The organism is Pontivivens insulae (genome assembly GCF_900302495.1).
GTDB classification, from domain to species: Bacteria; Pseudomonadota; Alphaproteobacteria; order Rhodobacterales; family Rhodobacteraceae; genus Pontivivens; species Pontivivens insulae.
Window position 1 is genome coordinate 230,515 of sequence record NZ_OMKW01000001.1, and the last position, 14,972, is coordinate 245,486.

Below are 14,972 nucleotides of genomic sequence, written 5' to 3' on the forward strand. Positions count from 1 at the left end.
GAAGATGCAAATGACCAAAGGACTGACAGCGCTCACAGTTGGCGCGCTCCTGATGGGAACCGCGGCTGTCGCCGACCCATATGAACCCTATGAGGGCACGACACTCGTCGTGAATTTCCCCGCCCACCCGCATTTCGATGCGGTGATGGAGGTGCTTCCGCAATTCACCGAAGAGACCGGCATCGAGGTCGAGGTGGATCAGCTGCAATACCTGCGCATGCGTGAGCGTCAGACCCTCGAACTGACCAAGGATGAAGGTGACTATGACCTCATCGCCTATGTGGTCTTTTCCAAGGCGGACTATGTCTACGCCGGTCAGCTTGAAAACCTCGCACCCTACTTCATGAACCCGCGTCTTGCGGATCCGAACTATGATGCAGAGGATCTGATCGACGGCTACGTCCAGAACATTGGCGTCGCGGGCGGTGAGCGCGGCTACCTGCCCGGCCCGACCGGATCGCTCTTCGGTATCCCGTTCGGCTCCGAGACCTCGATCCTCGGCTACCGCCGCGACATCTTCGAAGAGCACGGTCTGGAAGTTCCTGAAACCTATGAGGAGATGCTTGAGCTTGCATGTCTGATCCCCGAGCTTGAGCCGGGCATGGGCGGTCTCGCGTCGCGCGCAGCCTCCGGTCACCACGCAAGCCACGCATTCCTGCTGCACCTCGCACCCCTCGGCGGTCGCATCTTCGACAATGAATGGAACCCGATCGTGAACAGCGCCGAAGGCGTTGCAGCGGCAGAAGCGCTTCAGACCATCGTTGGCTGTGGCCCCGAAGGCTCTGAAACCTTCGGCTTTGCCGAAGCAGGCGCGTCGTTCTTGCAGGGTGACACCGCGATGTTCCTCGACTCCACGGTCTTCGCGGGTCAGGTGAACGATCCGGCCCGCAGCCAGGTTGTTGGCCTTGTCGATTGGGCACCGCACCCGATGGGCGTGCGCCGCGGCAGCCAGACCGGTGGGTTCGGCATCGGCATCCCAACCAATGCTGAAAACAAGGACGCGGCCTTCCTGCTGATGCAGTGGCTGACCAGCCGCGAGGCAGACATCGCGATTGCCATCGCGGGCGGCAACCCGTCCCGTTTCTCCACACACCGCGATCCGTCGGTTCTCGAAGTGCATCCGCACCTCGAAGTGTTTGGTGAGGCGCTGCAATACGCCGATCCCGACTGGCGCCCGATCATCCCGGTGTGGGGTTCGATCAACGCTGACCTCGGTACCACACTCAGCCAGGTCCTGACCGAAGGTCTCGACATTCAGGAAGCGCTCGACGGCGTGGCAGAGCGTACCCGCGCCACCATGCAGGACGCAGGCTACTATACCTGGACGTCTGACAACTGATCTCCGCCTCCCCAGGAGATTTGGCTCGCCCCGATCATCTTCCCGTTTCGGGGCGGGCCAACCCAATTTTTATGACTGCCGCATCCTGACCGAGAGCACGCCATGCAAACCGCGAACGTCAACAGATTGACGCCATACCTCTTTCTTGCGCCTGCCGTGATCGTCCTTGCGGTCGCCCTGCTCTACCCGATTGGGTACATGATCTGGGCAAGCTTCCTGAACTGGAACCCCAGCCAACGCATTGGCGAAGCCGAGTTTGTCGGTCTGCGCAACTACATGTTCCTGCTACAGGACGGCGCGTTCCGCGAAAGCTTCTTCGTCACGATCCGCTTCGCCGTGATCGTCGTCGTATTGGAGATGTGCCTCGGCGTCGGGCTCGCATTCCTTCTGGATCGCAAACTGCGCGGCATGACTGTGCTCCGCACCATCTTCATTCTGCCAATGATGATCGCCCCCATCGTGGTTGGTCTGATGTGGCGCTATATGTACCACCCATCCGTCGGCATCTTTAACCGAACCCTCAAAAGCCTTGGCCTCGATCCCGTCCCATGGCTCAGCAACGGGGACTGGGCCTTCGCCTCCATCGTAATCGCCGATATCTGGCAGTGGACGCCGTTTATCTTCATCCTCAGCCTCGCCGCCCTGCAATCCCTGCCGTCCTCTGCAATGGAAGCGGCCCGCATTGATGGTGCGACTGGTTGGCGGCTGATCTGGCACATCAAACTGCCCCTGATGATGCCCGTCCTGATCGTCACGGCCCTGCTGCGCATGATTGATGCGTTCAAGGTCCTCGAAGTCATCCTCGTCATGACGAATGGCGGACCGGGCCTATCGACCGAGATCCTGGCCTTGCGGATCAGCCGAACCGCCTCCGAATTCCGCGAACTGGGCACCGCTGCCGCAATGTCGAACCTGCTGTTGCTGCTTCTGATGCTGCTGACGCTGGCCATGTTCGCCTACACGAAAATCACCGAAGCGCGCGCCGCCCGTCTGCGTGCCCGTGCCGAGAAGGACAGCTGAGAATGTCTGCAAACGCCCAGGCCAAAGGCCCCAACCCCGCCTTCTACGCCCTGCTCGTAGCCCTGATCGTGATGTCGGCCGGTCCCATCGTTCTGATGCTGGCGACCTCGCTTAAGCTGAACGTCGAAATCATGTCCGACACGTCGAGCCTGATCTTCATGCCGACCATGCAGAACTACGAAACCGCGCTGTGCGACATGCTGTGGTACGAGCCGGAGCATGTCCGCTATTGCGACCCGACCTTCGGGCGGGCGCTGGTGAACTCGCTCATCGTGGCGACCGTCTCGACGATCCTTACGCTGGTCATCGGGTGTATGGCGGCCTACTCGCTGGTCCGCTTCCGCTTCATGGGCCGTGATGTGGTCAGCCTCACAACTCTGATGACACGAATGGTGCCGCCCGCTGTGCTGCTGGTCCCGGTCTTCGGCATCTGGACGTTCCAATATGGTATCGACGGCACACGGATGGGCATCATCCTGATCTATGTCGCGATGAACCTGCCCTTCGTCATCTGGATTCTGCAAAGCTTCATCGTTCAAGTGCCGATCCAGCTTGAGGAAGCGGCACGCATGGATGGCGCCGGTCCTTTTCAGACCTTTTTCCTGGTTGTCCTCCCACTGATCAAGCCCGGCCTGGCGGCTGCTGCGATCTTCACCTTCCGTGTGGCATGGAACGAGTTCCTGCTGGGCAATGCGCTGGCCGATCGCAACAGCCGCACAGTGCCCGTCACAATCGTCAACTCCCTGACCGAGTACGACATCGACTGGGGCGTGATCATGGCAACCGGAATGCTGCTCGCCGTGCCGCCGATTATCTTCACCTTCGTGGCCTCCCGCCAGATCATCACCGGCATGACCGCCGGCGCGGTGAAGGGCTAAGGCGCATGCTCGACTGGTTACTCGGACCAATCGACCCATCCCGGGCTCATGAGGTGGGCGTGCACCTATCCTGGCACGCCCGCACAATGGTCATTGCCTGGGGTGTCCTAGCCCCGATGGGCGTGATCGCGGCGCGGTTCTTCAAGGTGCTGCCATGGCAGAACTGGCCTCAGGAACTCGACAATCGGGCTTGGTGGAACTCCCATCGGCTGGCGCAATATTCGGCGATGGCCCTCGCCCTTGTGGGCCTCTGGCTGATCCGGTCCAATCCTGACCCGATCCTATCCCTCACGCCGTCTGCGTTCCTTCACCGCATTCTCGGCTATGCGATGCTGGCGCTGGCGCTGTTACAGGCGGTCTCTGGCTGGTTGCGGGGGACGAAGGGCGGGCCGATGGACACGCGGCTGCGGGGTGACCATTACGACATGACACCCCGCCGCCTGCTGTTCGAACGTGTGCACAAGACCAATGGCTATCTTGCGTTGAGCCTTGCCGCGCTCAGCATCCTGACCGGTCTGTGGCAGGCGAACGCACCGCGCTGGATGTGGGTTGGGATCATGCTGTGGTGGGTCGCACTGATCGCCCTTGTCGTCTACCTGCAACGCAAACGCCGACCGGTCACGACATATGAGGCGATCTGGGGCCCTGACCCCACCCACCCGGGCAACCGGCTCGGGTAAGAGGATCGCGCGGGCGCTTCGGTCCGCAAGCTCTCTAGGGCCTCGTTTCGCGCATCTTCCATTCGACTTGAAATCACACAAGCGGTGCACGGGTTGTGTACGCATGGTGCACGCTTTGTGCACAGCACTTTTGACAGAAAAAACCCCGCGCCGGGTAGGCGCGGGGCAAGTGGCTGGCGAACTGGCCCTTCGCTCAGCCTGGGAAGATATTCGCTTCGGTGACGTGGTGATGAATGCGCCCCTCAAAGAATTCCGCGACGATCTCACCGGTCACATCACGCGACTGGTTCCGCGCAGAACTGGTCAGCGCAGCCTCCATCGTCGCCCGGTCCGGATAGGTGATTGCGAGGATCAGCGGAAATTCCGGTGCACCTTCATCACGCTCCTCGCCGAACATGACGCGGACATCATCATTGCCCGGAAACTGGATCCAGAGCGGGACAAGACGGTCCTGAACGGCGGCGCGAAAAGCCTTTGTTTGTCCGGGCTTTACAGAGCCCTCAAACAACGCAAATCGAGTAATCATTTGAAATTCTCCTGATTTGGACCCTGGAAATACTCCATCAAGGCAGCCTGATCCTCTCCGCCCAGCCCGGCGGCCGTCAGCATCCGGTGCACCTCAGCGCAAAGAGCTGTCAGGGGCATGGACGTGTTGGTTCGCCGCGCAAGATCCTGCGCGCCGTTCAAGTCCTTGACCATGTTGTCGATGCGGCCCGTGCGGCGGTAATCCTTGGTCGCGAAACGCGGCATGTATTCCTGCAACAACGCACTGTCCGCACGCCCGCCTTTCAGCGCCACGGGAACCTTTTCGGCATCAACGCCCGCATCAAGCGCGAGCTGAGTCGCCTCCGCCACCGCCATAAAACCAAGGCCACACAGCACTTGATTTATCAACTTGGTCGTCTGACCCGCACCGACCGGGCCCATATGCGTATAGTTCGCGGATACGTGTTGAAGCAGGTCATGCGCTGCCCCCACATCCTCAGCCGCGCCGCCTGCCATCAGTGTCAGTTCGCCGGTCAGCGCCTTGGGTGCGCCACCCGACAGGGGGCTGTCGACCCAGCGCAGGCCGCTTTCGGCGGCGCGGGCAGCAAGGGCCTTAGTGGCATCTGGATCGATGGAGGACATGTCGATCAGGATTGTGCCGGGCTTTGCGCCAGAGGCGATGCCGTCTTCCCCGAATACTGCAAGTTCCACGATGCGCGGGCTGTTCAGGCTGGTAATGACATGGGTTGCATTGGCAGCAGCGGCAGCGGCACTCGGCGCGGCTTTCGCGCCCTTGTCGACGAGAAGCTGTACCTTTTCTGCATCCAGATCAAAGACATGAAGCTCGATACCCACTTCGGCAAGACGGGTCCCGATTGCTCCGCCCATCGCTCCTGCACCAATCAATGCGGCTTTCAAGCTCATGCAAACCTCCCTTGTAATTCTTCCCGGATCGAGGCGACGATTTCATCGGGACTTGCGGCGATACTGACCGCAATCGCCCGCTCATCTGTTTGGGGTTCTTCCAATGTGGCCAACTGCGTTTCCAGCAGTTTCACGGGCATGAAGTGCCCTTCCCGATGGGACATCCGTTCGGTGAGCAAAGCCTTTGAGCCCTGCAAATAGAGAAATGTGACCGGGCGGCCTGCACCTTTGGCAATCCGCTCACGATAGCTACGCTTCAGGGCCGAACACGCGATGACCTGTGCAGATCCGTCCTTGAGTGCTGCGCCAATCAGGTCGAGCCAGGGCCAGCGGTCCGCATCGTCCAGCGCCTCCCCCCGGCTCATCTTTTCGATGTTGGCCTGTGGGTGAAGATCATCGCCGTCGTGGAAGACGAGATCCATGTCTGCCGCGAACGCCTGGCCAATGCTGCTCTTACCACAGCCCGAAACGCCCATCACGATATAGAGCTGATCCGTCACAGCGAGGCCGTGATACCGCCGTCCACAAAGACGGTCGTACCATTCACGAATGATGACGCATCCGACGCCAGAAAAATGCACGTGCCCACAAGTTCCTCCACTTTGCCCCAGCGCCCTGCCGGTGTGCGCTTAGCAAGCCATGCGCTGAATTCAGGATCGTCGACAAGCGCCTGATTGAGCGGGGTCTCGAAATAGCCGGGGGCCAGACCATTGCATTGCAATCCGTGTTGCGCCCAGTCGGTCGCCATTCCCTTTGTCAGATTGGCAACGGCCCCCTTGGTTGCGGTGTAGGGCGCAATTCCGGGACGCGCCAAGGCCGTCTGAACCGAACAGATATTGACGATCTTGCCGGCACCCCGGCCGATCATGTGACGCGCAACCGCCTGACCGACGTGAAAGACCGAGGCGATATTGGTCTGCAATAGCCGCTCGAACGCGTCGGCGGGAAAATCCTCCAGCGGCGTGCGGTGCTGCATGCCCGCATTATTGACCAGAATATCAATGCTGCCGACTTCCAGCTCAAACCGATCAACGGCCTCGCGCACGGCCTGATGATCGGTCACGTCGAAAACCAACTCGTGAACCTTTGCGCCACTTTCACGCAGTCTGTCAGCAGCCTCCGACAGCTTTCCGGCGGCGCGGCCGTTCAGGACGATGTCCGCTCCGGCATCGGCCAGACCCTTCGCCAGCGCAAACCCGATCCCCTGTGACGAACCCGTCACCAAAGCGCGACGTCCGCTCAGATCAAATAGGGAGAGGCTCATGACATATCCTTTCAGGGTCTCGACAGCTGTGTTTCCACTCGTTATGTTATCGTTAACAAATCAAGTCAAGCGGAGAGTTCTCGTGACCCAGCCCAGCATCCTCCAAGTGGGGCCCTATCCAGAGTGGGATCAGCAACCGCTGGACCAGATGTTCACCATGCACCGTTATTTTGAGGCGGATGATAAAGCGGCTTTCCTCGCAGATGTTGGCCCCTCCGTTCGGGGGATCGCGACGCGCGGTGAGCTTGGCGCGGATCGTGCGATGATCGAAGCTTGCCCGAATCTTGAAGTCATCTCGGTCTACGGCGTCGGATATGATGCGGTCGATTTAGAGGCTTGTCGCGAATACGGAATCCATGTGACCAACACGCCGGACGTTTTGACCGGCGATGTGGCCGATCTGGGCGTTGCGATGATGTTGGCACAATCGCGCGGCATCATCGGTGCCGAACGTTGGGTGCGTGATGGCGATTGGGCGCAGAAGGGCCTCTACCCGCTCAAATCCCGCATCTGGGGCAAACGCGCGGGCGTGCTGGGTCTTGGCCGGATCGGGTATGAGGTCGCCAAGCGTCTTGCCGGTTTCGACATGCAAATCTCCTATTCTGACATCGGGCCAAAGGACTATGCTGCCGACTGGACATTCGTAGCTGATGCCGTCGCGCTGGCCCAAAACTCCGACGTGCTGTTTGTGACCCTCGCCGCATCGGCAGAGACGCGGCACATCGTTGATGCGAAAGTGATCGAGGCGCTTGGTCCAGAGGGCATGATCATCAACATCTCGCGCGCCTCCAACATTGACGAAGATGCGCTGATCGCCGCGCTCTCCAACGGAACGCTGGGGTCGGCGGCACTCGACGTTTTTGAAGGGGAGCCGGACCTCGACCCGCGCTTTCTGGATCTGCCCAACGTGCTGCTGCAACCTCACCATGCGTCTGGCACTGTCGAGACCCGGAAGGCGATGGGGAAACTGGTGCGCGACAATCTCGCCGCGCATTTTGCCGGTGAATCGCTTCTAACACAGGTCTTGTGAGGTTCAGATGAAATCCATTGTCATTCACGCCCCGAAGGATCTGCGCATCGAAGAGACAGAGGTGGGCACACCCGGCGCCGGGCAGGTCCTCGTGTCCCTGCAGGCCGGTGGAATTTGCGGATCGGATTTGCATTACTACAACCACGGCGGCTTCGGAACGATCCGGATCCGTGAACCCATGATCCTGGGCCATGAGGTTGCCGGGCGCGTCACGGCCCTGGGCGATGGGGTCGAAGGTTTGAGTGAGGGCGACCTCGTCGCGATCTCGCCGTCCAGACCATGTGGATCCTGTGAGTATTGCGACAAGGCGCAATTCAATCACTGCCTGAACATGCGTTTCTACGGTTCCGCCATGCCGTTTCCACATATTCAGGGTGCCTTTCGCGAGCAGATCGTTGTCGATGCCGCACAATGCGCGCGGGCAGGGGGGCTGAGTGCGGGTGAGGCTGCGATGGCCGAGCCACTCGCCGTCTGTCTTCACGCGATGCGAAATGCGGGCCCCTTGTTGGGCAAGTCGGTGCTTGTCACCGGATGTGGTCCGATCGGCGTTCTTTGCATTTTGGCCGCCAGACGTGCAGGCGCAGACTTTATCATAGCGACCGATCTGAGCGCCTTCACCCTTGCGCAAGCGGAGTTGGCCGGAGCGGATGTGACCCTCAACATGGCTGAGGCGCCGGACGGGCTCGCGCCTTATCAGGCCGGGAAGGGGCAGATTGATGTTTTGTTCGAATGCTCTGGTGCGGCGGTAGCTCTTGCAGGTGCTGTTCCGGCCATGCGACCGGGCGGCACGATCGTCCAACTGGGCCTTGGTGGTGATATGACGCTGCCTGTACAGGCGATGACGGCGAAGGAACTCTCATTGAAAGGCTCTTTCCGCTTCCATGAAGAGTTCTTCACCGGGGTCAGCCTGATGCGCAAAGGTCTGATCGACGTGAAGCCGTTGATCACTCATACGCTTCCGCTGGATGAGGCTGTCGCGGCGTTTGACATCGCGGGGGATCGGTCGCAAGCGATGAAGGCGCAGATCGACTTCACCGCATGAGAAGCCATTCGTAATAGGCTGAATGGTCGAGCTCCGCTCCGTCGTGGTGCTCGACCAGGTCGCGAAAAGCCGTCTGCACCTGACGCAAGGCGGGCAGATCCAGCGAGACCGATTGCGCGAGGTCCATTGCGTTGTCGAGATCTTTTAGCTGAGCCGCCGACCGGCCACCCGGTGTAAACTCCCCGGCAACCATGCGCGCGCCGTGCAGCTCCAGAATACGACTGTCGGCAAAGCCGCCGGCCAGTGCCTGCCGCGCGATGGCAGGATCACAGCCCGCCCCCTCGGCCAGACGCAAACCTTCTGCTACAGCCGCAATCGTTCCCGCGACGATGACCTGATTGGCGAGTTTCACGCCCTGTCCGGCCCCCACGGGACCGACATGGGTGGGGCGCCCCAACTTGCTCAACACCGGCGCGACGCGGGATACCGTATCAACATCCCCACCGACAAAGATGGAAAGTGTCCCCGCCTCCGCACCGACGACACCGCCCGAGACCGGGGCATCCAGGAACGCGACATTCCGGTCTTTCGCAGCCTCCGCCAGCGCAATGTCGGTGGCGGGGTCAACTGATCCCATATCAATGAGTGTTGATCCCGGCTGCATGGCGTTGAGCACATCGAGGCCCAGCAAAACCTCCCGCGTTGCCACCCCATCGAGCAGCATGCAGATGACGACATCGGCAGCCTGCACAGCTTTCATGGGCTCGGCATGTATCGTGGCGCAATTCGCCAGTGGTTGGGCCCGCGCGGCATTGCGGTTCCAGACATGTAGCTCATAACCTGCTGCCGCGAGCCGCCGCACCATTGGGCTGCCCATCAAGCCTGTCCCGAGGACTGCAATCTGCATCAGTTCAGCCCGATTGCGGCCAACGCAGCTTTGGCAACCTCGATATCCTGATCGCCGGTTCCTGATCCGACGCCAATTCCACCGACAACCTGCCCATCAACCGTGATCGGCAAACCGCCCGGAAGCCCGGTGACGTCACCATCTGTAGCCAGTCCGATCTGCGCGCGCACCGCCTCTGGGACAGAGGCGCTGGGCGCACCGATTGAGGCGGCCGTCCGTGCCTTGGCGCGCGCGCTGGCCCGGCTGAGGTATTTTGAGCCCGTCATTCGGATCTCCCCCAGTGGAACGCCACTGGCATCGACGATCACGATGCATTGCGGCTGGTCCATTTTTTCCGCCCTGGCAACGGCGGCGCGCAACATCTTCAGCACACCCTGATGGGTCAGCTCGGGTCGCTGGGAAAAGGGTGTCATCTGTGCAATCCTCTATTTGACGTTCGCATATGTTAACGATAACTTTTCAGGAAACAATGAGGTTGCCTGTCTATGTCCCAGTTCGAGAGCTTCGATCCCGCCTTTGATCGTTTCACGCTTCACAATGCACCAGTGCGCCAGCTTGCGACTGGCTTTAGCTGGGTTGAAGGCCCTGTCTGGTTCGGGGATGCGGGCTGCCTGCTGTTTTCGGACATCCCAAACGACAGGATTATGCGCTGGACGCCCGGTGTTGGCGTCACGACGTATCGTGGGCCTTCGAATTTCGCGAACGGACATACGCGTGATCGCCAAGGGCGGCTGATTTCCTGCGAACATGGCACACGTCGCGTGACCCGAACGGAACATGACGGGTCAATCACCGTCCTGGCCGATCAGTTCGACGGACGCCCGCTGAACTCACCCAATGATGTTATCGTGAAATCAGACGGTACGATTTGGTTCTCGGACCCGCATTACGGGATCATGACCGATTATGAAGGGTTCCGCGCCGAACAGGAGAATCCCTGTGTGGTCTATCGGCTTGATCCCGAGACGGGGGCGCTCGACGTCGCTGTTGACGACATGAATTGTCCAAACGGGCTGGCATTGTCCCCTGATGAGCAACGGCTCTACGTCGCGGATACGGGTCGGATGTTCTCGGACGATGCGCAACATATCCGGGTTTACGATTGCGATCAGGCAGGCAAACTCTCAAACGGCCAACATTTCCATACGATTGAACCGGGGGCTGCAGATGGCATTCGGATCGACACGGATGGGAATGTCTGGTCCTCTGCCGCGGACGGGGTTCATTGCATCTCACCGGATGGCCGATTGCTTGGTAAAATCCTCGTGCCTGAGGCGGTTTCCAACATCTGCTTTGGTGGTAGGGCGAAACACGAACTCTATATCACAGCAACCACCAGCCTCTACGCTGTGACTCTCAATCGGAATGGAGTGCAATTTCCATGAGTTCGTCCCAAATCGGCCTGATTGGCCTCGGCACCATGGGGTCCGCCCTTGCGCTGAACATCGCGGAGAAGGGCTTCTTCATCTCTGTTTTCAACCGGACCGCCGCGAAGACCGATGCGTTCATGGAAGAGGCGGGCAAACTGGCCGAACGGATTACCCCTGCGCACGACCTTGAGAGCTTTGTGCACTCCTTAGCGGAACCGCGCGCAATCATTCTGATGGTGCCAGCGGGCAGCGCCACTGACGAACAGATCGCCGCCCTTCGCCCGCTTCTGGGCGACGATGACCTGATCATTGATGCAGGCAATGCGAATTTTCGTGACACGAACCGGCGCATGGCAGAGCTTGATCAGCCCTTCCTGGGGGTTGGTGTGTCCGGCGGTGAAGAGGGTGCGCGTCATGGGCCCGCGATCATGGGGGGCGGCAAAGCGGAACATTGGAGCCGCGTTGCGCCCATCCTGACTGCGATTGCCGCCAAATTCGAGGGGGAGGCCTGCGCAACCCATCTGGGCGCCGAAGGGGCGGGCCATTTCGTCAAGACAGTTCATAACGGTATCGAATATGCCGACATGCAGCTGATCGCCGAAGTTTATGGGTTGATGCGTGACGGCCTCCGCCTGAACCCTGCACAGATTGCAGAGACCTTTGCGACATGGAACGAAGGGCCGCTGCAATCCTACCTTGTTGAAATTTCAGCAAAGGTTGCAGGTGCGACAGACACGGTATCGGGCAAGCCCATGCTGGATGTGATCCTCGATGCCGCAGGACAGAAAGGCACAGGACGCTGGACCGCCATCGAGGCGCAGCATCTGGGAACGCCCATTCCAGTCATCGAAGCTGCCATCGCCGCACGCAATATGTCCGCCCGCTTTGAGGAGAGACGTGAGGTTGCGACGCTTTTCCCCGCAGATGACCGAACAATTGGGTCAGATGCCCTCTCGCTCGATCTGCTTGAGCAAGCGCTGATCTGTGGAAAGATCCTGTGCTACGCGCAGGGGTTTGAGATGATCGCCGGGGCCTCCCGCGCCTTTGAATGGGACCTCAACAGCGCCGCCGTCGCGCGCAACTGGCGCGCGGGATGCATCATTCGCTCTGCGATGCTCGATGAGATGGCCGCGGCCTTTGAGGATGCAGCTGATCGCAACCTGATGCGGGCACCGTATTTTGCCGCGCAGATCGCGCAGACCCATGGAGCGTTGCGCAACGTTGTCGGACTGGCGGCCGCTTCCGGTAATCCAGCGCCTGCGCTTGGCGCGGCGCTGGCCTATCTGGACACGATGCGCCTGGCATCAGGGACTGCCAACATGATCCAGGGTCAGCGTGACTTCTTTGGTCAGCATGGCTTTGTGCGCCGCGACACTGGCGAAAGCGATCAGCACGGAAGCTGGTAGTTCGGTCGGCTTCCTGAAGTCAAAATCGTTCGAGAGCCGCGCAGCAATTGCGCGGCTCTCTTCACATCCGATTGGTTCAGTTGCGTCCCGCAACAATCCGATCGAGGATCAATGCGCAGAACAGGATGGCCAGACCGGCCAGGATACCCTGCCCCGCTGCCGCGAATTGCAGCGCCTCAAGCACGTCTTCACCCAGACCCTTTGCCCCGATCAGCGAAGCCACCACGACCATCGCAAGAGAGAGAAGGATCGTCTGGTTTACGCCCGCCATGATCGTCTTCGCGGCGAGCGGCAGATCCACCCGCCAGAGCAGGTAACGCGGCGTTGCACCGAAGGCGAGTGCGGCCTCGCGCACGGTCTCTGGCACCTGTTGCAGTCCGAGCACCGTGAAACGGATCACCGGCGGCGACCCAAAGATCATGGTCGCCACGACGCCCGCGGGCTTACCCGACCCGATGAAGGCCACAACCGGGATCAGGTAGACGAAGCTGGGCATCGACTGCATGAAATCGAGGATCGGACGGATCACGCTGAATACCTTTGGCCTGCGGGCGCAATATATGCCCAGCGGGATCCCCAGTGTGATCGAGATCAGAGCCGCGGCCCCCAACAGCGCCACGGTGGTCATCGCCTTTTCCCAGAAATCGAGCAGACCCAGATAGGCCAGCGCCGCCCCTGTGAAAATGGCAACGCGGGGACCGGCTGAAAGGTAGGCCAGCATGATGATGACCAAGGCGACCACCGGCCAAGGCGTTCCGACCAGAACCACCTCGATTGCGTCAAGCAGAGAGCGCATTCCGAAGGTCAGCGCATCAAAGAAGCCCCGGCCACTGGTTTTCGTCCAATCAAACGCAGCCTGGACGCCATCACCGACATTCAGCCGCCAATCCCTGTTGGTGGGGAAGGTGTTGAGCACTTCGAACGCATCGGGGCGCGAGAATTTCAGCACTGAAATCACCACGACCAAACCCATCAATCCCGAGGCAATTGCCGCACGGGTCATGGACCAGCCACTTGCGACCGAGCGATCTGATCGCCAGCGGGCAAATTGGCCCTCCAGTGTCCAATTCGCGAGGACGGCAACGCCACCCTTGACGATCGCCAACAGGACGAGGCCAACGAGGATGAAGGTGATCCCGCTCGCGGCGGCAGCTTCGCTTGCGGCCTGCGCATCGACGAGGGCCACTTCCAGTGCCTCTGCCGCCCGCTTCAGCGCATCGAGCGAGCCGGAACCAGACTCTTCTGCCGCCGCGATCTGCTCGCGCCGCAGGGCCAAGGTTTCTCCAATACTCTCGGCGCGCAGGCGCAGATCACGGCCGAGGTCTCCGAACAGGCCCATACCGATCTGGATATAGGCGAGCGTCTCAAGCACCAGCACGCCAAGGAACCACGACCATAAACCACGCGCACCAAACCAGATGGGGCCCAGCAGGGCCGCAGCCCAATTCACCGTCATCCGATAGCCGGGGGCCTCCATCATCTTGCCGAAGACGCGGCGATAATAGGGTTGATTGGTCTCCACGAACGTGTCGATCAGACCGTTCATGCGTTCAACCGCTTCAGGGTTCATTTGTGACATATCGCTCTCCTTAACCCTGGCTGTCCTGAATGGCGCGGATCAGCCCCGCGCGATTGATCACCCCGACCGTCTTCCCGCCGTCGGTGACGGCAACAATGCCGTGCCCGTCGACGCAAAGACCCATCAGATCGTTCAGATCCATGCCCGGATGCGCCTCGGCGGCATCATCGGGAACCTCACCATGTGTCGCTGTGAACTCATCCACCGGTTTCATGACGGAGTGGGCAAAGATCATGTTCAGCTTCGAGATACCGGCTACGAAATCCGAGACGTAGTCATCCACTGGATTGAGGATGATCTCCTCTGGTGTGCCAATCTGGACGATCCGGCCGTCCTTCATGATGGCGATCCGGTTGCCGATACGGATGGCCTCGTCCAGATCGTGTGTAATGAACATGGTGGTCTTGTTGAGCTGGTGGCTCAGCTCCATGAACTGGTCCTGCAATTGTTTGCGGATCAGCGGATCAAGGGCCGAGAATGGCTCATCCATCAGCAGGATCTCGGGGTCGGATGCAATGGCACGGGCTAGGCCGACCCGTTGCTGCATGCCACCCGAAAGCTCGTGAGCATATTTGTCTTCCCAGCCGGTCAATTCGACGAGTTCGAGGACGCGGTCGGCCTCCTCCCACCGCTTGCCTTTGCCGGTGCCCCGGATTTCCAGCGGCATCGCAACGTTGTCGCGGACGGTGCGGTGGGGCATCAGCCCAAAATTCTGAAAAACCATTGCAACGCGCCGATTGCGCAGGTCACGCAACCGTGCGGCGTCCAGGCCCATAACGTCTTCACCCGCGATGCGGATTTCCCCTGCGGTGGGTTCCAACAGGCGGTTCACATGGCGCACCAATGTGGATTTGCCGGAGCCTGACAGACCCATGACGCAGAAAAGCTCACCCTTTGCGATCTGAAAGTTCGCGTCGGCTACCCCGACAACACAGCCAAACCGTTCAAGAACCTCTGACTTGCCGAGTCCTTCGGCATGTATGGCGGCCAGCGCTTCATCCGCGCGGTCGCCAAAGACCTTCCAAACGCCCCTTGCATCGATAAATGCATCATCCGACATCAGCGCTGTCCCATCCTCAGTAATTCGAATGACCCCGCCAACGACAT

General features: G+C 60.3%; 16 protein-coding genes. 8 read left to right on the forward strand and 8 right to left on the reverse strand.

Translation table 11 applies throughout. The annotated features are described in order from the left end of the window. Positions 1–4: 4 nt before the first annotated feature. From POI8812_RS01160 to POI8812_RS01175, 4 genes are all read left to right on the forward strand, one after another. On the forward strand, positions 5–1,339 hold the full coding sequence (locus POI8812_RS01160; protein WP_245895181.1) for an extracellular solute-binding protein: 1,335 nt from the start codon (positions 5–7) through the stop codon (positions 1,337–1,339). Between the two features lie 102 nt (positions 1,340–1,441). Beyond that, positions 1,442–2,359, forward strand: coding sequence for a carbohydrate ABC transporter permease (locus POI8812_RS01165; RefSeq protein WP_108780702.1), 918 nt, complete (start codon positions 1,442–1,444; stop codon positions 2,357–2,359). 2 nt (positions 2,360–2,361) lie between these two features. Beyond that, complete coding sequence (locus tag POI8812_RS01170; protein ID WP_108780703.1) at positions 2,362–3,237, forward strand: carbohydrate ABC transporter permease; 876 nt, start codon at positions 2,362–2,364, stop codon at positions 3,235–3,237. A gap of 5 nt (positions 3,238–3,242) precedes the next feature. Then, on the forward strand, positions 3,243–3,917 hold the full coding sequence (locus POI8812_RS01175) for a cytochrome b561 domain-containing protein (protein WP_108780704.1): 675 nt from the start codon (positions 3,243–3,245) through the stop codon (positions 3,915–3,917). 193 nt (positions 3,918–4,110) lie between these two features. Here POI8812_RS01175 and POI8812_RS01180 read toward each other — a convergent pair whose 3' ends face one another. Genes POI8812_RS01180 through POI8812_RS01195 form a run of 4 tightly spaced genes read right to left on the reverse strand, consistent with a single transcriptional unit; the run spans position 4,111 to position 6,591 of the window. Further along, positions 4,111–4,443, reverse strand: coding sequence for a hypothetical protein (locus tag POI8812_RS01180; RefSeq protein WP_108780705.1), 333 nt, complete (start codon positions 4,441–4,443; stop codon positions 4,111–4,113). Then, complete coding sequence (locus tag POI8812_RS01185) at positions 4,440–5,327, reverse strand: NAD(P)-dependent oxidoreductase (RefSeq protein WP_108780706.1); 888 nt, start codon at positions 5,325–5,327, stop codon at positions 4,440–4,442. The genes POI8812_RS01180 and POI8812_RS01185 overlap by 4 nt, the downstream gene beginning before the upstream one ends. Next, the gene (locus POI8812_RS01190; RefSeq protein ID WP_245895182.1) at positions 5,324–5,827 is read right to left on the reverse strand and encodes a gluconokinase; all 504 of its coding nucleotides are present in this window, start codon (positions 5,825–5,827) and stop codon (positions 5,324–5,326) included. Before POI8812_RS01190 ends, POI8812_RS01185 begins: the two co-directional genes overlap by 4 nt. Continuing rightward, on the reverse strand, positions 5,824–6,591 hold the full coding sequence (locus tag POI8812_RS01195; RefSeq protein ID WP_108780707.1) for an SDR family oxidoreductase: 768 nt from the start codon (positions 6,589–6,591) through the stop codon (positions 5,824–5,826). The genes POI8812_RS01190 and POI8812_RS01195 overlap by 4 nt, the downstream gene beginning before the upstream one ends. 82 nt (positions 6,592–6,673) lie before the next feature. On the opposite strand from POI8812_RS01195, the gene POI8812_RS01200 reads away from it, so the two are divergent. Then, on the forward strand, positions 6,674–7,621 hold the full coding sequence (locus POI8812_RS01200; protein WP_108780708.1) for a 2-hydroxyacid dehydrogenase: 948 nt from the start codon (positions 6,674–6,676) through the stop codon (positions 7,619–7,621). Positions 7,622–7,628: 7 nt separating this feature from the next. After that, positions 7,629–8,663: an L-idonate 5-dehydrogenase gene (locus POI8812_RS01205; RefSeq protein WP_108780709.1), complete on the forward strand. Its 1,035-nt coding sequence runs from the start codon at positions 7,629–7,631 to the stop codon at positions 8,661–8,663. Here the strand turns inward: POI8812_RS01205 and POI8812_RS01210 are convergent. Both POI8812_RS01210 and POI8812_RS01215 read right to left on the reverse strand, forming a co-directional pair. Continuing rightward, positions 8,653–9,510 carry an NAD(P)-dependent oxidoreductase gene (locus POI8812_RS01210; RefSeq protein ID WP_108780710.1) on the reverse strand — a complete coding sequence of 286 codons (858 nt, stop codon included), beginning with the start codon at positions 9,508–9,510 and terminating at the stop codon, positions 8,653–8,655. The genes POI8812_RS01205 and POI8812_RS01210 overlap by 11 nt on opposite strands. Then, positions 9,510–9,923: a GlcG/HbpS family heme-binding protein gene (locus tag POI8812_RS01215; protein WP_108780711.1), complete on the reverse strand. Its 414-nt coding sequence runs from the start codon at positions 9,921–9,923 to the stop codon at positions 9,510–9,512. The genes POI8812_RS01210 and POI8812_RS01215 overlap by 1 nt, the downstream gene beginning before the upstream one ends. Positions 9,924–9,995: 72 nt before the next feature. Here POI8812_RS01215 and POI8812_RS01220 point away from each other — a divergent pair, with 72 nt between their 5' ends. Both POI8812_RS01220 and gnd read left to right on the forward strand, forming a co-directional pair. Beyond that, positions 9,996–10,895, forward strand: a complete 900-nt coding sequence (locus POI8812_RS01220; protein ID WP_108780712.1) for an SMP-30/gluconolactonase/LRE family protein — start codon at positions 9,996–9,998, stop codon at positions 10,893–10,895. After that, positions 10,892–12,286 carry an NADP-dependent phosphogluconate dehydrogenase gene (gnd, locus tag POI8812_RS01225; RefSeq protein WP_108780713.1) on the forward strand — a complete coding sequence of 465 codons (1,395 nt, stop codon included), beginning with the start codon at positions 10,892–10,894 and terminating at the stop codon, positions 12,284–12,286. Before POI8812_RS01220 ends, gnd begins: the two co-directional genes overlap by 4 nt. Before the next feature lie 76 nt (positions 12,287–12,362). On the opposite strand, the gene POI8812_RS01230 is transcribed toward gnd, so the two are convergent. Both POI8812_RS01230 and POI8812_RS01235 read right to left on the reverse strand, forming a co-directional pair. Further along, positions 12,363–13,865 (reverse strand): ABC transporter permease, encoded by a 1,503-nt coding sequence (locus POI8812_RS01230; protein WP_108780714.1) that lies wholly within the window; start codon positions 13,863–13,865, stop codon positions 12,363–12,365. A 10-nt stretch (positions 13,866–13,875) separates the two neighbouring features. Further along, positions 13,876–14,925: a quaternary amine ABC transporter ATP-binding protein gene (locus POI8812_RS01235; protein ID WP_108780715.1), complete on the reverse strand. Its 1,050-nt coding sequence runs from the start codon at positions 14,923–14,925 to the stop codon at positions 13,876–13,878. Between the last annotated feature and the right edge of the window lie 47 nt (positions 14,926–14,972).